We start from the raw sequence: 20,232 nt of genomic DNA, 5'->3' as shown, positions 1-20,232 counted from the left end.
TTCCGGCCGTTGACGGCGTCGCGTCTACTCGAACGCCCTGAAGTAGGCATCTGCGCAGGCCAGGCGCATCAGGCGGTGTGGGCAACTGTGATGCGGTAGGGGAGTGCTTTCACAGGCAGTCGCACCCTGTGCCATAGAACAACAGGAACACGCCTGTCGCGGCGGCCAGGGTGAAGCCAGTCGTAGTGACGGCGGCGAGGCCTCGCCGATGGCGACCCTTCGCGGGATCACGGAAGATCCTCCAGGCGCCGTGGGCGAGGAACAGGCTGAGCAGTCCGGCGCCCGCCACAGTCAGGCGTGGGCCGGAGGATCCGTGCGGAGCCGGAATGGTTGCGAGGACACTGTGGCCCACTGTCGGTGAGATCCGAACGCTCAACTGGCTTCCCCATTGGTGAAGTCAAGCCGCAGGACCGGCGATGGTTCCCGGTATCGTGACTACCTGACAGCCGCACCTTCCTCTGGAAATGAAGCTCAGGATGCACATCCTGGAAGATCCGTCCGAGCTCTCGGAGCGCGCCCAAGACCTCCTGCGTCGCACGGGCCGACGGGGGTGTCCCGCTCAGTTCGGGCTGCCGATAGAGCTCTGGCGAGTGCACGACCACGAGGGGAAACTCGTCCCCGCCCCCATGGATCTCATCATCCGGTGCGAGGGGTTCGAGCAGAAGTTCGGAGGCCTGCGCTACGAGGTACGCCGTAGCCGGGTTGTGAACGGGGACGGGTACGAGACCACCCGAGGGTGGGAGTACGACCACCTCGGTCTGCAGACGGCAGCATGGCAGGATCCAGCAAGAGGAGGCTGGTACTTCGAGTGGACCGGCGAACGTGTGTCGAAGCCGTGCCGGGACTTGATCCACACCGACGGCAGTGTAGGAACCGACATCGACGGCGGCAGTCCCTACCTCCCCATCGCCCCGTCGATCCAGCTTCTGATCGAATCACATGCCCTCACCGACACCGTCGCGACGTGGAGGCCATGGCCCATGAACAGTCTTGCCACCTCCGCCATCAAACTCCTCGACGGCCTGGTGGAGGTGTCCGAAGCCTCGTGGGGTTCCTCGCGGTGGCGACTGTCGGACACCGTTGCCGTCATGGACTACGACAGCTGGGACCATACGAATCCGCGCCGCCGGACGCTCGTCTGGTCTCGCGAAGAAGCCGGTCACCGTCAAGTGCAGGCAGTCCTGAACGAATCGCAGAACCACACCGCCTGGACATGACGCTTTCCCTCGGCTCGTTTGCGGTCGTCCCCGAGTCATGCGGTGCCGGCGCGAGGCCGGCAAAGGCAGCGCGCCGTTCTGGGGTCGCGATGAAGCTGAGGTCTGCCAACACTGGCGAGGAACTCGGCGCCGAGGAGAGGGCCGGTGCCGGGCATGCTCGTGATGATCTCCGCAAGGTCGTGGGCGCGGAAGCTGTCCTCGGTGAGCCGCTCCGGGGCATCGCGCCCTCCCCGGTCGCGGTTCGACCGTCCCTCATGCGTGGTTGATCAACCGCGCGGAGCTCACACGGGAGCGTCCGAGGGTGTGATCGTGCGGCTCGCCGCCCGGGGCCCTTTGATTAGGTCCGGCGGGTGCGCAGGACCTCGGGGGTTCGTTCGACCGCCTGCAAGACGCTCGTCAGGGCCTGCTCGTCGAAGAGGTCAGCGTAGAGGTCGCCGGTGAGCGCAGTGTTGTTGACGGCGACCGTCGGGGTGCCTGGGCCGATGGGGTCCTCCCCGGTCTGCCGGTACGCCGTCAGCGACGCCGTGACGAAGTCCGCGTACTTCATGGTGGACACCGCGGTGTCGAACGCTTCGCTCCGCAGGCCCGGCACCTCGTCCGCGAGGCTCAGCAGGCGCTCCGTGGAATAGCCGCCGGACGCCTCCACTTCCGCCTGGTTGCCGATCAGCACGGCGTGGTACTCGGTGAACTTCTGCGCGTCGAGCGCCGCACGCAGGGCGTTGACCGCTCGCCGGGAGCCGTCGCCGCCGAGTCTGTCGTCCTTGAACGAGGCCAGTACGTACTCCGTTCGCGTCCGCCCCAGGACGGTCTGGGCGCGGATCGCCTCGGCCCCGGTCGACTCGAAGTCCGCAACGACCGGGCAGCGCGGGTCCTCGTAGAGCCGGACGACCGTCCTGGCCTGCGGATTGCCGACCAGGATCGTCGTACCGTCGGGCGACAGCGACTCCGGCAGCTCCGCGATGTCCGCGTACGCCTGGGGCACGGGCACGGGTGCGTTCCGGTCGGGGTCAAGGCTCGCCAACGCACCTGGACCCCAGCTGACCGCTGCCACCGCGACCGCCCCCCACACCGCCGCGTACCCCAGCGTTCTGGCATATCTGACCTGCATCGATACCCTCCCCTGATGAATGCGCACACTGTAACCAGCGCGCGGGGAAGCGGTGCCACCCGCCCGGGCTCAGATGGACGCGGCTCAGGCCAGGCCGGTGAGCCCCGCAGCCGAGTGCGGACCCCTTCCGCCCAGCGTCTGCCCGGACTTCGGAGCATCGGCTGGAACGGGCTCCGGGGCAGATGAGCCGCCAGCACCCCCGACCGGCGCGCCGCTGCGGCGCGCTGACGCAGGGCGATCTCACTGCGCCCCGCGGCGGGTGCCCATCCGTCCCTGCTGCGGGGCGCCTCTGGCGGCTTGGCGGTGGGCTCTGGCCTGGTCCCGCCAGGGGTCAGAGAGTTGTGCGGTTACGGAGGCCGGCCGGGCGGGGGCTGTAGGCGGGCCGCTTCTGGAGCATGAGGCGGATGAGGCAGCGGCGGCTGTCGCGGGTGGGGTGGTCTTTGTAGGAGGTGCGGCCGTGGAGTATGCGGCGGTCGTCGATGACCAGGCAGTCACCCCGCTCCAGTGGGATGAACAGGGGGAGGTCAGCCTGCCCGAGTACCCGTTTGAGGGCGTCGAGAGCTGTGAGCCGGTCAGGGGTGAGTGGGACGCCGGTCAGTTCCTCGGCGGTCTCGATGCGCCGCACGTTGCACCGTACGCGTAGACGGCCCTGGTCCTCCTCGAAGACGGGCGCCCAAACCACCGGGTCCTGGCCTGCCGGGTGACATGCCGGCGGTCGAAGGGGAAGGCGGTGCGCAGGGTCTCGGTTTCGCGGGGGAAGTGCTCGCGCAGGAGGCGATGGACGGTCCAGCCGTCCACCAGGACGGACTCGCCGCCTTCTTCGGCTTTGCGGTGCGTGAGCAGGGCAACGTAGTGGGGTTCCAGGCCGAATGGCCTCACCGCCTGGTCGGTGTGGACGTGCAGGGATCCGCGGGACTTGGAGGTGTAGGCGTTCTCGTGGAACCGGCGGTCGTCGGTGTACGGCTGGCTCCCTCGTCGCGCACCAGCCAAGCCACGGCCGCCTCGGTGCCGCGCCCTTGAAGCAGTGGCTCGCGTAGGTGGCGGAGCATCGAGACGCTGAACTCCTGAACGTTCACGGTGGTCATCGCGGTGACCGGTGTTCCCGTCACGACAGCGAAACCAGCACCCTCGTCCAGCACGCTCCGCAGTCGGCCGGCCAGCGCCGCATGGTCGAGGTCGTAGGGGACGCGGAAGTCCGGGCCGGAAGCGAGGGTTCGGCGCGTCCATCCTTGTGTGGTGTGTCGCGCCATGAACCCGCCCCCTCATGCATTGCGATGGACCTCATGCTAGGAGCCGGGCGTGCCCGGGCGGGTGGGTATCCGGTCCTAGTGGTCGGTCTTCGGTGTGGCCGTCGGCTGCCATTCGCGGCGGAGGAGGCCGAAGACCCAGGAGTCGGAGACGTCGCCGTTGACGACGCAGTCCTCGCGGAGGGTGCCTTCGCGGACGAAGCCGAGCTTCTCCAGGACCCGGGCGGACGCCACGTTGCGGGTGTCGGCCTCGGCCTGGACGCGGTTCAGGTCCAGGACGTCGAAGGCCCACCGCAGGATGGCGTGTGCGGTCTCCGTGGCGTAGCCGTGGCCCCACGCGGCGGCGTCGAACATGTAGCCCAGGGACGCGCTGCGGAAGTCCGGGTTCCAGCTGGTCAGGCCGCACCAGCCGATGAACGCCCCGTCGGAGATGCGGTCGACGGCCACCCGCGCTCCCGTGCCTTCCTCCTCGATCCTCCGGCAGCTCGCGAGGAAGCGCTGGGCGCGGGCCGGTTCGGTCCACGGCGGGGAGTCCCAGTAACGCAGCACGTTGGCGCTGCTGTGCAGCGCGTAGAGCGGCGCCGCGTCGGTGTCGGCGAACGGCCGCAGCCGCAGGCGGGCGGTGTGCAGCTCGGGGGTGGGCAAGGTCATGCGGAGCATCCTGCCGCGCCAGGCTCGCCTCGGGCCATCCATTTATCCGGACGATCGGGGGCGCGTACTTCCCCGGCGACGCCTGCCACGCCGCATGGGCTGCGAGTCCGCAACACCGTGCGGAATGCGTCATGGTCGGCTCGTCGAAGTGTGGCGTCTCAACTCCAGTGCGATTCTCCGCGCATCTCGTGTCCGGGTGCTTCCTGAACCTGTTCGTTCGGCATGGGGCGGGGTGCCCATCTGAGATCCGAGTAGTAGCCCGCGTCCGGCGTGAACGCCGCGGCGCGGCGGGCTTCCTCGGTCCAGCTCTGAGCGAGCTCCAGGCCCGGCGCCACGGGGACGTCGGCGGGCAGGGAGCCGGCGGTGGAAGCGGGAGCGGAGGAGTCGGGGGCGGGCGCGGGGGCGTGGGCGGGCTCGCCCGGCGCCGACCCGGCTGGGCCGAGCGGGACCTGGAGGCTGCCGTAGCGCTCCATCCGCTGCCAGCGCAGTCGTGAGCCGGCGATCGCGGTGCACACCGACTGGATGACGACGAGGTACATCAGCTGGCGGTAGACGAACTGCTGGAACGGCAGGCTCCAGAGCGGCCCGGGCCGTTCCCCGTCGAGGCGGAAGGCATAGAGGCCCATCAGGGCCTGGAGGAGCAGGAACGCGCTCCACAGGCCGAGGATGCGCAGGGGATCCAGGAAGATCAGGCCGTAGACCGCGAAGATGTCCACGACGGGAGCCAGCAGCGGCAGCAGGACCTGGAACGTGAGCAGGTAGACCAGACCGCGGCGGCCGAGCTTGCCGGCCTGGCCGCGCTGGGTGAGAGCGCCACGGTGCTTCCACATCGCCTGCAGGGTGCCGTAACACCACCGGTAGCGCTGCTTCCACAGCGCGCCGAGCGAGGCGGGCGCCTCCGTCCACGCCTTGGCGCGCTCCTCGTAGACGACACGCCAGCCGTTGCGGCACAGGGCCATGGTCAGGTCGGTGTCCTCGGCGAGGGTGGTGTCGCTGACGCCGCCGACGCGCATCAGTGCTTCGCGGCGGAAGGCACCGACGGCGCCCGGGACGGTCGGCATGCACTCGGCGAGGTCGAACAGGCGGCGGTCGAGGTTGAATCCGACCACGTACTCGATGTGCTGCCAGCGTCCCAGCAGCCCGCCCCGGTTGACGACCTTGGCGTTGCCGGAGACCGCGCCGACACGGCGGTTGGCGAAGGGCTGGACGATCATGCGGACGGCATCCGGTTCGAAGACGGTGTCTCCGTCGACCATGACGAGCAAGTTGCAGGAGGCCGCGGCGATACCGGTGTTGAGCGCAGCGGGCTTGCCGGCGTTCTGCTGCCGGATGACCCGGACCCCGGGCAGGTGGAGGGCTTCGACGAGGTCGGCGGTGCCGTCGGTGGAGCCGTCGTCGACGACGATGATCTCAACCGGATGGTCGGACGCCAGCAGGGAGCGGACGGCTGCTTCGATCCCTGCGCTCTCGTTGTAGGCGGGGACGATGACGCTGACGGGTTCGGTCACCGTGGCCCCCCACGGCCTGCGGCGCATCCGTACGTGGCGCCGGGCGGCGACGAAGACGGCGACGGCGCGCAGCAGGCTGATCGCGCCCGCCGCCCACAGCAGCCAGGAGATCGCTCCGAGGAGCCAGTCGCTGCTCCGGAGCGCGCTGATCAGAGCGAGACCCTGCCAGTGGTCGCCGGTCGTCGCGTGCTGCGCCGCCGTGGGAACGCCGACTGCGTCGCCGACCGTGGTGAAGGTGTACCCGGACGCCTTGAGCCGGGGCAGCAGCTGCTCCAGCGCGGCGACGGTCTGCGAGCGGTCCCCGCCCGCGTCGTGCATCAGCAGGACCTGCCCGCCGGCACCCTGGGGCGTGGCGTTGGCGACGATCCGCTCGACGCCCGGCCGGCGCCAGTCCTGGCTGTCCAGGGTCGTGAGCACGGTGAGGTAGCCCTCCTGCCCGGCCTGTACGACGGCGCCCCAGTCCGCGTCGGTGAGCGCGTCGTTGGACGAGGAGTACGGGAGTCGCAGCAAAGGGGTGGTGATACCGGTGGCGCCGGCGATGACGAGCTGCGTTTCGCGCAGTTCCAGCGAGCGCCGCCAGGGGGAGGCCGTGCCCAGGTCGGTATGGGTGAAGCCGTGGACTCCGATCTGGTGGCCCTCTTCGACGATCCGGCGAGCGAGGTCCGGGTTCTCGGCGACCCGGGTGCCGACGGTGAAGAACGTCGCAGGCACGCCGTTGCGGCGCAGGACGTCGAGGACCCTCGGTGTCCAGACCGGGTCCGGGCCGTCGTCGAAGGTCAGCGCGATCGTACGGGCGGCCGGGCCGCCGGTGCGGCCTTGGGTTCCCTCGACCACCGGACCGCCGGAGGCTATCGGGCCGGGTACGGAAGCGGCCGGACCCGCCGCTCGGGGAGCGCCGTCGGCGGTGTGGTCGAACATGTGCTGGGTGTAGCCCTGGAGCAGCAGTGCCGCCGAGAGGGTGAGCACGAGCGTGGTGAGCAGCAGCCAGTGTGTGCGCAACGGGACGTTGCGCACGGTGCTGTGTCGGCCTCGGGCCGGGCTTGCGCGGCGACGGTTCCTGGACAAGGGGGAGGGGCTTCCTGCCTGCTGCGTTCCGACGGGTTACGGGTGGGAGGTGGGCTTGCCGTTGCCCTGACCGGGCGCTGCGGTGGGGCGACCGTGCGCGGTGCTCGTCGCCGCCGGGGGAGCGGGGTTCCCGGGAGGGGGCGCGGGCGTCGGGACGAGGGTGGGGACCCCGGTGGGTTTCGGCGCGGCTGTCCGGGCCGCGGAGGGGGCGGTGGCGGGCGTGGCGGACCGGGTGGGGTTCACACGTGCGCCCGCCGCGTTGCCGGACGAGGGGCTCGGGACGCTCGGGGACGGGGAGCTTTCGGCCTTGGGTGCGTGCGGCGCCGGTGGGGTCGGCAAGAAGTGCGAGCGGACCGTCGGGCCGCCCATCAGGGTGCTGATGAGCAGGACGACATAGGCGGCGGCCGGTATGACCAGCAGACGCCCGATCCGGCGCACCCGGCGCTGCCTGCGCCCGGATGCGTCGACGAAGACGGGGCTCGGCTCGGGGGCGAGCGGCTCGGGGGCGCCCACCCCGCTATGGCGGGGTTCCGCGGCGCGGGGGGCCGGCCCGTCGGCCTTGGCCGGGGTGCCGTGTCGTCGTTGCATGTGTGGGGGCCTTCAGGGTGGTGGCGCGGGGCCGGGCGGTCGGGGACGCGGTGGAGGTCGGGCGGGGTTCACCCCTTCGATCGAGTGGCCGGGTCGTCGGGCCGGGCGCCCGGAGGGCTGGTCGGACGTTCGCCGGGCGGGTTCGGCGGTGTGTGGGTCCGGGCCGTACCCGGCGTGGTGGGCCGAATGCCCGGCTCCTGGCCCGGCGTCGGGTGACCGCTCGGCCGACCTGCCGAGGGTCGGCCTTCGGCGGCCGTCGGCTCGTGACCCGGACCGCCCGGGGCCGACGCGCAGTAGCGACGTACGCCCTCCCGGCCTCCCGCCGCGGCGACCAGGACGTCGAAGCGCTGCTCGGCAGGCACCTGCGGGGGATGCGCGTCGATCGCCTGGAGGTAGGCGCGGCACAGTTCCACCAGGTCCGGGGGTACGGACGGTAGGGGCCGCCGCATGACGGAGGGCGGAGCCGTTTCGGACGCGTCGGCAGCGGGCGTGGACGCGGCCGAAGCCGCCGCCGGCCCGGGCTCGCTGCGGACGGGATCTCCGCCCAGCACGGCGGGCAGGTGTCCGGTGCCGGCCGCGACGGCGACGCCGCCGATCGCGGTGGCCACGGCGATGGCCGCGACCTTGGCGCTCAGCAGCTTCGCCAGCGTCGGCGTCCGCACCGGCCGCCTCCGGGGGTGGTGCTGGGCGACAGGTGCAGGGTCGAGGCGAGCAGCCCGGAATGCGGCCAGCGCCGCCCGTTCGCCGGCCAGCTCGTTCTCCGTGGCGGGAGCAGCGGCGGCATCGAGCAGCCCTGCGAGGGCGTCGTGGTCGCCCGGGGACGCCACAGGGACCCGGGCGAGCAGCTGCTCGGCGGTGCTCTGGTTCATCCGGCGGGGACGGTTGGTGCTCATCTCATGCCCTTCAGCGTTGGTGCCGTCTTCGGTGTCACTCCCTGGGCGGAATTTTTTTCCGGCGTCTGCGACGGGGGCGCCCCCGAGGCGGGCTCCGGGCCCGGCTGCTCGGCCGGTGCGGTGCTGCCCCCCGGGGCCGTTCCCGCTGTTCGGCGCGTTCCTTCGAGCCGTTCGGCGAGCTTGCGCAGGCCGCGGTGAGAAGCCATCCGTACCGCACCGGCCCGCTTGCCGAGCACGCGTGCGGTGGTCTGCGCGTCCAGGTCCATGACCACTCTGAGCAGCACGGCCTCGGCCTGGTCGCGGGGCAGGGCGGCTATGAGCGCCAGCGCGGCCGCCGTGTCGACCGTGGCCAGGGCCGCGCCCTCGGTGTCATCGGTCGCCGGCCGGTCGCCGAGCAGATCCTCCACCGGTACGGCGCTGACCGGCCGACGGCGCTGGGCGCGCAGCAGGTCCATCGCCCGGTTCCGGCCGATCGTCGCCGCCCAGCCGCGGAAACCGTCGAAGTCCCCTCGGAACGAACCGAGGTCCCGGGCGATCTGCAGCCACGTCTCCGAGGCCACGTCCTCGGCCTCCGCGCCGACCAGCACCCTCAGGTACCGCAGGAGGCCGGGCTGCACGGCGCGGAACAACGCGCCGAAGGCCGCCTCGTCGCCGTTCCGGGCGGCTTCCACCTGCTCGGACATTTCCCCTGGGCCGCGCCGCGTGGGTATCGCGGCGTTCCCCGTCTCGTCCCCGGCCTCGCCGGGCCGCTCCGCATTCTGCACCGGGTCATCATGCGGCACGGCCAGCCCGGTGCCCCCGGCAGGCGGCGGGCGGCGGGCGGTCCCGGCGAACCGGGTGCGTACGGACCCTGGCCAAGACGGGGCGGCGTACGCAATGATCACGCCGCATCGCCCGCGGCACCAGGCATGGCGCCGCATCGCGCGTGGCACGACGCACACGTCGCACGACAACACCCGTCCCGTGCACCACATCCCAACCCGGAGGATGTTTCATGGATCGCCGCACACCCCGCGGCCTCACGGCCGCAGCCACCGCCACCGTGGCCCTTTGCGCCCTGGCCGGACCGGCCATGGCCTCGAGCCCAGCCGGAGCCGGCGCGCTGCCCCAGGCCCGCGTCTTCATGGTCAACCCGGTCCAGTCCTCGGGCGACCAGACGCTCGCCGACTCGAAGGACGCCGCGGACGCCGTACCGTCTTCCGCTTACGCCACGGTCGCACTGCGCAACCTGGACGCCAGTGGCGGCCTGTCGGGCAAGTGGGCTTATGTCCGCTCCGACACGGGCGCCTCGGCCAAGGTCACGGCCGCGGGCTCCTTCACCCGAGCCGATGACCAGTTCGAGCAGGTCATGGCCTACTTCTGGGTCAATGAGGCACAGGATTACCTGCAGGGCCTGGGCTTCGGCAGCGAGCTCCCCGGGGCCAACGACCGGCCCCAGCCCGTCCGCATCAACCAATGGGGCGCCGACAACTCCTTCTTCACCGACAAGAAGGCGGAGATCCGGTTCGGCAAGGGCGGGGTCGACGACGCCGAGGACGCCGAGGTGATCGTCCACGAGTACGGCCACGCGGTGCACAACGCCCAGGTACCCGGCTTCGGCACCTCCCTCGAAGCGGGTGCGATAGGCGAGGCCTTCGGCGACTACCTTGCCGTCGAGGTCGGCTCCCACGCGGACGCCGCCTACGGGTGGCCGCGGAAGGCGGACCTGGCATGCGTCGCTGACTGGGACTCGGCGACGTACAGCTCCGCCCCGCACTGCCTGCGCCGGATCGACGGCAACAAGGTCTATGCGGACCGGATCGGCGAGGTTCACGCGGACGGTGAGATCTGGTCGCGCGCCCTCTTCGACATCCGGGGCGCACTGGGCGCGAGAACCGCCGACCGCATCATCGTCAACGCGCAGTTCGGCTTCGCCCCCGACACCAGCTTCCAGGACGCGGCGCTGAAGACGATCGCCACCGCTCAGCAGATGTACGGCAAGAGCGCTGCGGACGCCGTCCGCCAGGCGTTCGCGGCCCGGCAGATCCCGGGAGTCCAGTAACACCCCGGTCCTGGGTATTTCGCCTGTATGGGTGGAGTGTTGCGAGCTGGGCCGTTGTGGGTGGAGACGTTCACGGGCGTGGGGATGGACCGGTTCGTGAAGGTGGTGAGGGTGGTGCGGGAACGGGGCGGGAATGGTCCCGGTGGCGGCCGTGCTTGTGGATCGTGGACGGCACCCTGATCCCGGTCCGCGACCGCACCATAGCGGCCTCCTCCCGCAACTACCGTTTCTCGGCGAACGTCTGGTGATCATCCACGCCGACAGCTGCCTGGTGGTCGCTTCGGCCCGGCCGGCGTCGGGGAACAGGGCTGATGCCCCACGCCTGGCGGGAGTCGGATCTGCCGGCCGGGGCGGCCGGGACGACGGTGATCGCGGATGGCGCTTACCTCGGCACCGGACTGATCGTCCCGCCCCCCGCAAGGGCCGGACGGCCCCTCCTGCGCGGGCGGGAGGAAGACCACGCCGAACACCGACGGGTGCGGGCCCGCGTCGAGCACACCTTCGCCCGCATGAAGAAGTCGCCGCGTCGATGCCCGGCTCGGCGCCGACCTCCTTGACCATCACCGGTCCGCCCGCGGCCTCAACGATCTGCAGCATCCGCTGGCAGCCGACGGGCAGCGCCGACGCATCCGCCACCTCGCTGCGGTGCGGCACCTTCAGCACCGAACGTCCCGCGACCTGCACCAGCCGCGGCGTCCCGGCGTTCTGCTCGGCCGCGGTGGCCTCGGCCTACTGCTCGTACAGCCGCCGCAGCACCCGCTCCGCGACCACCAGCTCCTCACGCTCGCCCTCCACCTCGGCGAGCTGCTTGGTCAGCGACTCCGCGAGCTGGTCCAGCTCGGCCCGGCGGGCAGCGATCTTCTCCAGCGACGACACGATTTCCCCTCCCGAACGACCAGGAACCCCGCCGCGATCGTAGGAAGCCCGCCGCTTACGGCGCGGCCAAAGCCGGAAACACCCGCCCCCCGACCAGCACGAGCACCCCACCCGCCACCCACGCCAGCACCTCTGACCAGCCCGGATTCCTTGGAGCGATGGTCAGGGGATGAGCAGCACCTTCCCGGCGGTCTTGCGAGCCTGCAGGTCCTCATGGGCCTGCCGCGCGTCGGCTAGCTCGTATGTGGCGCCGATCCGTACCTTGAGGGAGCCGTCGGCCATCGCTGCAAAGAGCTCGCCCATCCGCCACTCCAGCTCGGCGCGGGTCTGGACGTAGTCGTCGCTATTTGGGCGGGTCAGATACACCGAACCGGCCTTGTTCAGCTGTTGCGGGTCGATCGGCGGCACTGGACCGCTCGAGGCGCCGAACAGCGCCAGCAGGCCTCGCTTGCGCAGGCTTGCCAGGCTTCCATCCACAGTGGACTTGCCGACCCCGTCGTAGACGACGTGAACGCCCTCACCGTCGGTGAGCTTCCGGGTTGCATCGGCGAAATTCACCTGGTCGTAACGGATCACCTCGTCGGCCCCAGCCTCGCGGGCAAGCGCCTCCTTCTCGGCGGTCGACACCGTGCCGATCACCCGCGCTCCCCGCGCCTTGGCCAACTGGATCAGCAGCAACCCAACCCCCCCGGCCGCCGCGTGCACCAGGACCGTTTCGCCCTCCTTGACTGGATAGGTCGATGTGACCAGGTAATGCGCGGTGATCCCCTGCAACGGCACAGCAGCGGCGATCTGGTCGGTCACGCCGTCCGGTACGTGCACCGCCGAATCGGCCGGCACCAGCGCCCGCTGCGCGTAGCTGCCCGGCACGTCCTGCCAGGCCACCCGGTCCCCCTCGTGGAAACCGCGCACGTCAGCGCCGACCGCGACGACCGTCCCGGCGCCCTCCAGGCCAAGGATGTAAGGCAGCGGGACCGGGTAAAGCCCAGCCCGTTGGTAGGTGTCGATGTAGTTCACACCCGCAGCCGCCACGTCGACCAGGAGCTCGCCCGGGCCTGGCGCGCCGATCTCCACCTCCGTGACCTCGAGCACCTCCGGGCCTCCGGTCCGCCGAACCTGCACTGCTGTGGGCATGCGTCCTCCTGACTTCGGGTCACGTTCTCGGCCGCTACGACTGTAGCTGCCGAAAGGTTTTCCAACTGAGCGGAGGTGGGTGTGGCAATCGGGTGGGGTACGGGGCCCAAGCCGGCACTGAGCTGCGGGGACACTTTCGTGTGCTCTGGGCCCCGGCTCGGTGTCAGCTCGGCATGCCGTCGCGAGATCGAGGGGCTCAACGGGCCACAAGATCAGGGTGATTGTTCTCCGGACCGCCGCCCTTCTCGCCGCTACTGTCTCGACGTGCCTGTTGTGAACGACGGCGATTCTCGCTCTGTCGAAGATCTTGTGATGCATGGCTGCTGAACTGGGCATTCAACAGGTGTGCAATTCAGGGAATGTGGGACGACTGCTGCCGCATTCGGCGGGTGTGGTCGTGGAGTCGGTCGAGAGGATGGCGGGAGGGGTCACGCTTCGCAGCAGGTGCGAGGCACTCCCGGCCAGATGTCCGTCCTGCGCGATGCCGTCGTGGCGGGTGCACGGCCGTTACGTACGTCACCTCGCCGACGCACCCATCGGCGGCGCCCCGGTCTTCATCGAGGTCGTGGTGCGCAGGTTCAAGTGTCTCAATGAGGCTTGCCCCGCGGTGACGTTCGTGGAGCAGATCGAGGGGCTGCGTGCAGCGGGCCTGGCCGCGATCGCCGAGCTTGGCTTCATCGGCCTCGACGACGGCGGGGGTCCGGACGCCACCCGGCGGTCGTCACAAGCTTCAAGAAGCCCAAGGGTAGGCAGCTCGCGGCCGCGAGGAAGCTGGTCAACCAGCTGATCGCCGCGGAACGGGCGGTGTGTGAGCACGCGTTCGCGCATCTCAAGAACTGGCGCGTGCTGACCAAACTCCGCCTCGACGTGAAGTGGGCCACCCGGCTGGTCCGGGCGCTGATGATCCTCACCCGGCACGAGATCGCCCGCTGACCGACGATCTTCACACCAGACAGGCCCAGACGGCCAGCACCAGTACGACATCACCCACCCACGCCACCCCCGTGACCTGCACGTTCAGGATGAACGCAACTCACTGGCCCCCGGTCACGCGTCCCAGGTGACCGGGAGGCTCTTGACGCCGTAGATGTCCGCGGTCTCCGGGCGCACGGCCACGTCCTCGGCCGGTACGGCCAGGCGCAGCGTGGGGAAACGCTGGAGGAGCGCGGTGAACGCGACCCGCATTTCGACACGGGCCAGCTGCGCGCCCAGGCACAGGTGGATGCCGTGGCCGAAGGCCAGGTGCCCGCCGTCCTGCCGGTTGAGGTCGAGTACGTGGGGGTCGGTGAAGCGCTCGGGATCGCGGTTGGCGGTGTTGTACGAGAGGACGACGGTCGTGCCGGCCTCGATGGTCTGGCCGCCCACCTCGACGTCCTCCAGCGCCGTCCGCATGAACGACTTGGCGACGCTCAGGTACCGCAGCAGCTCCTCGACGGCCTGGTCGATGAGCGTGGGATCGGTGCGCAGCGTGGCCAGTTGCTCGGGGTTCTGCAGCAGGGCGAAGGCTCCGAGGGACAGCATGTTCGCGGTGGTGTCGAATCCGGCGGCCAGCAGGATCAGGCTGATCCCCTTCAGCTCTTCATCCGTCAGGTCGCTGTCGGTGAGTTCACTGAGCACGTCATCGGTGGGGTTCGCGCGCTTGGCGACCACCAGCTCGGCCAGGTACTCCTGGGTCGCGGTGTAAGCGGCTATCAACTCCTCATCGCCCGTCTCGCCGTTCATGAACTTGTCGATCTGCTCCTGGAAGGAGGCTCGGTCCTCGTAGGGCACCCCCAGCAGCTCACAGATGATGATGGTGGGGATGGGCTTGGCGAACGCGGTGACCAGGTCCGCCGTCGGCCCGGCCTTCTGCATGGCGTCCAGGCAGTCGGTGGTGATCTGCTCGATGCGCTCGGTGAGCAGTCGCATCCGTCGTGCGGTGAACTTGCCTACCAGCGGCTTCCGGTAGCGGCTGTGCTCGGGGTCGTCCATGAGGAGGAACTCGCCGGGTGGCGCCGGAGGGAGCTCGAAGTCGACCACGTTCAGGAGGTCCCTGCGAGAGCTGAACCGCGGGTCGGCCAGGACCGACCTGACCAGGTCGTATCCGGTGATCATCCAGCCAGGTTTTCCGCCGGGGTGGGTGTAGCGGCTGATGGGGCCGTGGCTGCGGGCGTCGATCAGCTCTGCCGGCGGGTCGAAGGGGCAGCCGGGCCGACGCTCCGTCGGCAGGGTCGTGACGGTGTGGACAGATTCACTCATGGCCGTTCCTCTTCTTGCGACGTTACGTGTGCGGTACGGCTCGAAAGCTACGTTGCGTTTATGTTTCAGTCAACGACCTTTAGGTGCAAGTGCAGGTAGAAGAGGGTGAATTGATGCAATGACCTGCGATCAAATGCAATGCGGCGTTGCAATGAGAGGAGGCGAAGGCAATGCCGGCGGAAGCAGGCGGGTTAGCCCGGTGGGGCGTCAGCGGGTGGTGCTCGGCCGCGTACTCGTCGGTTGTACCGGTGGGCCGGTCGGGTAGCAGGTGGCGGCGCGATCAGACGTGCCATCGACGAGGGCGAGTGCGGTGGGGGTGACCGTCTGCCCTCCGCGCGCGATCTCTCCCAGGCGTTGGGCGCTGCCGGATCGGCTGGCGACCGTTGGGGTGGCGGCCCCGGCGGACCGGACGGCTCGATGCCGCTGTGAGCCGCCGCGCTCTTCCAGCGTTGATCTGGGCGGTCCCTGTACTGCTGCCCGGTGGGGTGACCGGGCGGCTCGGCTGGGCGGTGACCCGTCGATGCCCGGCTGCCGTGTCGCAGCACGTAGCCGCGATCGGTCCGAGCATGGAGACTCCGGCCGGCGAGAAGTTCGGGTGGCTGTCCCGTACGGCGACCGCACCGCCTCGAGTGCAAAGCCCGCTGCCTCTCACAACCACTGTCCCGAAACCGAGAGATCGCACCCAGGCCTGAACCGGCTCGTACCCGCGCCTGATGTTGATCAACTCCTGTCTCTGAAGGACAATGTCCCGTGGATCAGACTTTCGGGGGGATGGCTGGTGAGGTTCGGCATATTGGGTCCGCTGACGGTGCATGACGATGCGGGCCGGCTCTGCCCCGTCGTGCAGCCGAAGTCCCGGGCCGTGCTCGCCGCCCTTCTCCTCGAGGCGAACCACATCGTCGGGTTCGGTGCGGTGATGACCGCGCTGTGGGGTGACGACCAGCCGGCCTCCGCAGTCGCCTCCCTGCACAACCACGTGGCACGACTCCGCAAGGACCTCGGCCCGGAGGGCGGCGCCCGTATCCGTACGGTCGGCCAGGGGTTTCAGTTGCAGGTCGCCGACGGGGAGGTCGACTGTGATGCCTTCATGCAGCACAGTGACCGCGCCCAGGAGGCACTGCGCCTGGAGAAGTGGCGTGAGGCTCAGCGGGAAGCCGAGGCCGCGCTGGGACTGTGGCGGGGTACGCCTCTGGCCGGCACGACGGTGGCGTCGATGGCGGTGCCGGAGCACCCCAAGGTCGTCTATCTCGAGGAGCGCAGGCTCGAGACCCTGGAGTGCCGCTTCGAGGCCCTTCTTCGCCTGGGAGAACTCGACGGCCTGTCCGCCGAGCTCGCCCTCCTGGTCGCGCAGCACCCGCTGCGCGAGTCCTTCCACCGCCAGCTGATGCTCGTCCTCGACCGTACGGACCGGCAGGCTGAAGCGCTGTCCCAGTACCAGAGCCTGCGGAGGGTGCTCGTCGACGAACTCGGCGTGGAGCCGGGACCCGCGGCCCGGCAGGCACATCAGCTCATCCTGTCGGGGACGGGCCGTCCGGCTCCCGAGGAGAGGTCCGCCGTCGTACCCACTGCCGCCCGGCCGGCCCAGCTCCCCGCGCCTCCGGTGCACTTCGTAGGCCGCGCCGAGGACGTCGAAGCGATCCGCGCGGTACTGCTCGCACCGCGCTCGCACTCGGCCGTCGCCCTGATCAGCGGGATGGCGGGCGTGGGGAAGACCGGCCTGGCCCTGCACGTCGCCCAGGGGCTGCAGGACGCCTTTCCCGACGGGCAGCTGTTTCTCAACCTGCACGCGGCGACTCCCGGGGTTCCGCCGCTGGAGTCCTGCCGGGCGGTCGCGAGGCTCCTGCAGGGCATGGGCGTGGACCCCCGGCACGTCCCGGTGGACAGCGCGGAGGCGTCGGCGCTGCTGAGGACCACGCTGGCGGACAAGCGCGTCCTCCTCGTCCTGGACGACGTGTCCTCGGTGGGACAGATCGGGCCTGCCCTGCCGGCCGGACCCGGATGCGCCGTACTGGTCACGAGCCGGCTTCCGCTCGCGACGCTGGATCGCAGCGGGCACATCCGGTTGGCGCCTCTGTCACCGGCGTCGAGCAGGCTGCTGCTGACCAGGGCATCGGGCCGTTCGCTGCAGACGGGCGACTCAGGCTCGGTGGACAGTCTCGTCGCCCTGTGTGGCGGGCTTCCCCTCGCGCTGCGGATCACCGGCGCCCGGCTCGCGGCCCGTAAGTCCCTGACCTTGGAAGCGCTTTCCGAACGACTCGCCGCCCAGGGGGACCGGCTGGACCACCTCGAACTGGACGACCTGAGCGTCCGCAGGTCGCTGGCCGTGGCCCATGAGGCCCTCGCCTCGTCACAAGAACGACGCGACCTCGACGCGGCGTACGCGCTCACGCGTCTCGGTTCCCTGGACCTGCCCGAGTACTCCGCCGCCCTCATGGCACGACTCATGGACGTGTCCGAAAGCCGCTCGGATTTGGCACTCGAGCGGCTGGCCGAGGTCGCGCTGCTGGACGAGCCGCGTGCCGGCCGGTACGTGCCTCACGCTCTCGTGCGGGAGTTCGCCCGAGAGCTGGCACACTCCCACCCCGCGCGATCGCACCACCTCGGGCTGGACGAGGGTGCGCTGTGGTGGTACGTCCGCCGGGCAGCGGCCTGCGCCGAGGTCCTGCGCCCCAGCATGCCGTCGGCGTGTCCGCCGCGTGCTGGTGCGGACGCGGATCCTGCCCCTGTGGACGGCCCGTCCTTCCACGACTCGGCAGAAGCCCTGGCGTGGGCGGATCGGGAGGCGGAGAACCTGATCTTCCTGGCAGGGCAGAAGGGCGGCGGCAGACTGGGCCGCCGGCAGGCCATCGAACTCATCAAGACGCTCTATCCCTACCTCCACGACCGCGGGCTCACGCAGGCGAGGCAGCGTCTGACGCACCACTCGATCCGCATGGCCCGGGAAAGCGGCGACATGGAGGCGGAATCCACTGCCCTGGGCAGACTGGCAATCGCCCGGTATTCCGACGGATTCCTGAACGAGGCATTGCGCCTGCTGGAGGAGTCCAGCGCGATGGGGGCAGGCGATGACGGCATCGACCGCATGCTCACGCTCGGCAACAGAGCGGCGGTTCTCAGAGCGCTGGGACGGTTCGCCGAAGCCCGGGCGGCTCTGGCCGAATGCCTGTCGCTCCGCCCCGAGTCCGTATCCGACTTCCATCAGGCGACCCTCCTGGGGTACCAGGGGTACGTGACCGAGCCGACCGACGCACGACTGGCGATCTCCTACCACCTCCAGAGCCTGGACCTCGCGACGCGGATCGGCGCGGACGCGCTCAGCCTGGTGGCGCTGTGCAACATCGGCCACACCCACTTGGCCCTGGACGAGCCCGAAGTCGCTCTGGCGCGCTTCGACGCGGGCCTCGTCGTCACCGCCACGGGTGCGTCGCACTGGAACGCCGAGCGGGAGATGCACCGGGGAAGAGCCCGGGCGCAGAGGCTGCTCGGGCGCCTCGAAGCGGCGCGGCTGACATGCGAGATGCTGCTGGAGCGCGCTCGGAAGCGCGGCGACACGTACGCCACAGGTCTGGCGGAGCACGAATACGGACACGTCCTGCGTGAGGCGGGAGAGGAACCGGCGGCTCGGGAACACTGGCGCAGCGCGCTGCGCACCTTGGAGGGCACCGACGCCCAGGTCCTACCGGAACTGCGCCGCCTCGCGGGCTGACGGGCCGCCGCCTGTCGGCGTACTCGCTGCACTGGTGCTTCGAGACGGACCCGGACGTGCCTTGGAGTCGGTGTCTTGCGGGAGTACTTCGACCCCGAAGTACTCCCGCCCGGCCCGGTCGTCCCCCACCGCGAACACCTGCGCAGACGCCGGGACCATGAAGGATCGCGCCTCCATCTCCGGCAACAGCGTCAAGGGCTTCAACAGCTCGGAGGGTGACGCCGGCAATGGGGGCGGTGTGAACAACGACGGCAGGCTCACCGTGCAGGGCCAGGCCACCACCACGGCACCACCTGGCCTATGTGCGCGAGGGCGGAATAGGCCCCTCTATGATCATTTTTGGCAGGTTCCGGGCTCCCGCCCCCACCTCCGTGGCGGCTACGTTCGCCCCCTGACCGAACACCCACAACCAGGGGGAGAGGGCAATGATGCGCCCCACAAAGTCCGTCGGCCGCATGGGCAAAGCGTTCATGGCCTGTGCCGCCTCCGCCGCGGTAGTCACCGTCGGCCTTGGCGCCTTACCGGCCTCGGCCGCACCTGCGAAGTCCGCCGCCGCGCAGGTCAAGCCCGGCGACACCTGCACAGCGGCCGACCTCGGCATACGCCACCCGTACATCAAGACGACCGGAGTCACCCAGGAGGCCACCGGTACGTCCGCAAGCCTCAACTGCAACCGCGTCCAACAGGACGACGGCCGTTGGACGTTGAAGTGGATCGAGAGGCCCGGCGGCAGCAGCTTCACGAGCGCCATGTCCGCCGAACAGCCCAAGGCCACCGGGCTGGGCGCGCAGGCCGCGTTCAACTGCACGTCCGGCGCCTACAGGATCGACGTGCCTGGCAGGCCCCTGAACTGGAGCGCACCGCTCCTGGCGAACGACGGCACCCGCCTGCGCGTATCTACGTTCTTCAGCGCCCACCTGGACAACTGGCGCCTGTGCGACGTGACGGAGAACAACGGAGTCCTCGAGGCGACGCTGTGGAACTGGGGCAACGGCGGATGCGCCACCATCCCGGCGGACATCGCCGACCAGGAGCAGGCCTACCTGACGACGGCCGCTTGCGGGGAGGACGACCTCCAGCGGTTCTACATCTACCGCGACGTACCCGGCAGCTCGAAGATCGGTGTGCAGAACAAGTACACCGGCTCCATGATGGGCTATGACCGTTACGCGGACGGGGAGTTGATCCGCCAGTACTCCAGCGGCAAGCAGGACGGTACGGGTACGTACGCCCTGACCGCGGTCTGACCCGGCCAGTAGTCGGTACAACGGAGTTGGGGGATCTCATGAAGTTGTTCACCCGCCTGGCCGCGGTGGCCCTCACCGCGACGGCACTGCTCGCACCCGCCGGCCCGGCGTGGGCGGCCGGGTCGCCACCCGAAGACCGGCGGGTTCCGACCTGCTCGGTGGTCTGGTTCGACCTGGGCGACACCCTGGTCGACACCTCCGACCGTGCACACCTGAAGTACATGCCGGGGGCGCTGCGGTACCTGCGTCAGCTGCACTACGCCGGGGTACCGGTGGGCATCATCACGAACGTGCCGCCGAGCTGGGGTACGACCGATCCCGAACGGGCGGAGGCGACGAAGAAGTACATCTCGGCGAGCTGGTCGGAGGCGGAGCCGTTCGTCTGGGAGTACTTCGGCGACCGGATCCTCACCCCGCGCGGCACCGACGAGTTCAAGCCGGCCCCGGCCCTGTTCCAGCGCGGCGTCGAGAACTCCGGCGGCTGCCGGGCAGTGTTCGAGGGCGAGAACCCCGACGAGGTCACCGCGGCCGCTGCGGCAGGGATGCGGGGCTACCAGATCGGCCAGCGCGACAAGCCGGCCTACCTGCCGCTGCACCGGGTACTGCTGCCGTTCCTCGACCGATAACAGCCGGCCCGCCCTTCCACCCGCCCTGTCGCCGCCCCTTGACCCGGGACGACGGCAGGGCGGGTGCCGTTCGGTCTCCGTCCGGCC

At 70.1% G+C, this 20,232-nt stretch carries 16 protein-coding genes and 3 pseudogenes; 8 read left to right on the top strand and 11 right to left on the bottom strand.

The genetic code is table 11. The annotated features are described in order from the left end of the window. Positions 1–464 precede the first annotated feature (464 nt). A complete protein-coding gene (locus ACZ7GJ_RS31145) occupies positions 465–1,217 on the top strand; it encodes a hypothetical protein (protein WP_470756257.1) in 753 nt (250 codons plus the stop codon). 28 nt (positions 1,218–1,245) lie between these two features. Here the strand turns inward: ACZ7GJ_RS31145 and ACZ7GJ_RS31140 are convergent. From ACZ7GJ_RS31140 to ACZ7GJ_RS31105, 8 genes and pseudogenes are all read right to left on the bottom strand, one after another. Next, positions 1,246–1,417, bottom strand: a pseudogene (locus ACZ7GJ_RS31140) (transposase); the annotation flags it as partial. 137 nt (positions 1,418–1,554) lie between these two features. Then, a complete protein-coding gene (locus ACZ7GJ_RS31135; protein ID WP_470756255.1) occupies positions 1,555–2,205 on the bottom strand; it encodes a DsbA family protein in 651 nt (216 codons plus the stop codon). 451 nt (positions 2,206–2,656) lie between these two features. Beyond that, positions 2,657–3,552 (bottom strand): annotated as a pseudogene (locus tag ACZ7GJ_RS31130) (TauD/TfdA family dioxygenase). Positions 3,553–3,650: 98 nt separating this feature from the next. Further along, complete coding sequence (locus ACZ7GJ_RS31125; RefSeq protein WP_470756253.1) at positions 3,651–4,223, bottom strand: GNAT family N-acetyltransferase; 573 nt, start codon at positions 4,221–4,223, stop codon at positions 3,651–3,653. Between the two features lie 158 nt (positions 4,224–4,381). Continuing rightward, positions 4,382–6,730, bottom strand: a complete 2,349-nt coding sequence (locus tag ACZ7GJ_RS31120; protein WP_470756251.1) for a bifunctional polysaccharide deacetylase/glycosyltransferase family 2 protein — start codon at positions 6,728–6,730, stop codon at positions 4,382–4,384. Between the two features lie 102 nt (positions 6,731–6,832). Continuing rightward, the gene (locus ACZ7GJ_RS31115) at positions 6,833–7,384 is read right to left on the bottom strand and encodes a hypothetical protein (protein WP_470756249.1); all 552 of its coding nucleotides are present in this window, start codon (positions 7,382–7,384) and stop codon (positions 6,833–6,835) included. 68 nt (positions 7,385–7,452) lie between these two features. Beyond that, the gene (locus ACZ7GJ_RS31110; protein ID WP_470756247.1) at positions 7,453–8,277 is read right to left on the bottom strand and encodes a hypothetical protein; all 825 of its coding nucleotides are present in this window, start codon (positions 8,275–8,277) and stop codon (positions 7,453–7,455) included. Beyond that, a complete protein-coding gene (locus tag ACZ7GJ_RS31105) occupies positions 8,274–8,960 on the bottom strand; it encodes an RNA polymerase sigma factor (protein ID WP_470756245.1) in 687 nt (228 codons plus the stop codon). Before ACZ7GJ_RS31105 ends, ACZ7GJ_RS31110 begins: the two co-directional genes overlap by 4 nt. A gap of 311 nt (positions 8,961–9,271) precedes the next feature. Between ACZ7GJ_RS31105 and ACZ7GJ_RS31100 the strand changes: the two genes are divergently transcribed. Further along, the gene (locus ACZ7GJ_RS31100) at positions 9,272–10,318 is read left to right on the top strand and encodes a M4 family metallopeptidase (protein WP_470756243.1); all 1,047 of its coding nucleotides are present in this window, start codon (positions 9,272–9,274) and stop codon (positions 10,316–10,318) included. 27 nt (positions 10,319–10,345) lie between these two features. Beyond that, positions 10,346–10,833, top strand: a pseudogene (locus ACZ7GJ_RS31095) (transposase); the annotation flags it as partial. Between the two features lie 214 nt (positions 10,834–11,047). Here ACZ7GJ_RS31095 and ACZ7GJ_RS31090 read toward each other — a convergent pair. Next, entirely contained in the window at positions 11,048–11,194 is a 147-nt protein-coding gene (locus ACZ7GJ_RS31090; protein ID WP_470756241.1) for a hypothetical protein, read from the bottom strand. 162 nt (positions 11,195–11,356) lie between these two features. Next, on the bottom strand, positions 11,357–12,328 hold the full coding sequence (locus ACZ7GJ_RS31085) for a quinone oxidoreductase family protein (protein WP_470756239.1): 972 nt from the start codon (positions 12,326–12,328) through the stop codon (positions 11,357–11,359). A 316-nt stretch (positions 12,329–12,644) separates the two neighbouring features. Between ACZ7GJ_RS31085 and ACZ7GJ_RS31080 the strand changes: the two genes are divergently transcribed. Both ACZ7GJ_RS31080 and ACZ7GJ_RS31075 read left to right on the top strand, forming a co-directional pair. Next, positions 12,645–13,115, top strand: coding sequence for a transposase family protein (locus ACZ7GJ_RS31080; protein ID WP_470756237.1), 471 nt, complete (start codon positions 12,645–12,647; stop codon positions 13,113–13,115). Continuing rightward, the gene (locus ACZ7GJ_RS31075; RefSeq protein ID WP_470756353.1) at positions 13,100–13,261 is read left to right on the top strand and encodes a hypothetical protein; all 162 of its coding nucleotides are present in this window, start codon (positions 13,100–13,102) and stop codon (positions 13,259–13,261) included. Before ACZ7GJ_RS31080 ends, ACZ7GJ_RS31075 begins: the two co-directional genes overlap by 16 nt. A 114-nt stretch (positions 13,262–13,375) precedes the next feature. Here ACZ7GJ_RS31075 and ACZ7GJ_RS31070 read toward each other — a convergent pair whose 3' ends face one another. Then, positions 13,376–14,566 (bottom strand): cytochrome P450, encoded by a 1,191-nt coding sequence (locus ACZ7GJ_RS31070; protein WP_470756235.1) that lies wholly within the window; start codon positions 14,564–14,566, stop codon positions 13,376–13,378. Between the two features lie 808 nt (positions 14,567–15,374). Between ACZ7GJ_RS31070 and ACZ7GJ_RS31065 the strand changes: the two genes are divergently transcribed. The 3 genes from ACZ7GJ_RS31065 to ACZ7GJ_RS31055 all read left to right on the top strand — a co-directional run bounded on the left by ACZ7GJ_RS31065 (position 15,375) and on the right by ACZ7GJ_RS31055 (position 20,145). Next, positions 15,375–18,272 (top strand): AfsR/SARP family transcriptional regulator, encoded by a 2,898-nt coding sequence (locus ACZ7GJ_RS31065; RefSeq protein WP_470756233.1) that lies wholly within the window; start codon positions 15,375–15,377, stop codon positions 18,270–18,272. Positions 18,273–18,700: 428 nt separating this feature from the next. Beyond that, a complete protein-coding gene (locus ACZ7GJ_RS31060) occupies positions 18,701–19,519 on the top strand; it encodes a hypothetical protein (protein ID WP_470756351.1) in 819 nt (272 codons plus the stop codon). Between the two features lie 38 nt (positions 19,520–19,557). Then, positions 19,558–20,145, top strand: a complete 588-nt coding sequence (locus ACZ7GJ_RS31055) for an HAD family hydrolase (protein ID WP_470756231.1) — start codon at positions 19,558–19,560, stop codon at positions 20,143–20,145. Positions 20,146–20,232 lie beyond the last annotated feature (87 nt).

Source organism: Streptomyces sp. NPDC037242, assembly GCF_055604165.1.
The sequence above is the reverse complement of the archived record's forward strand: the minus strand, read 5'-3'. Positions and strand labels throughout refer to the sequence as shown.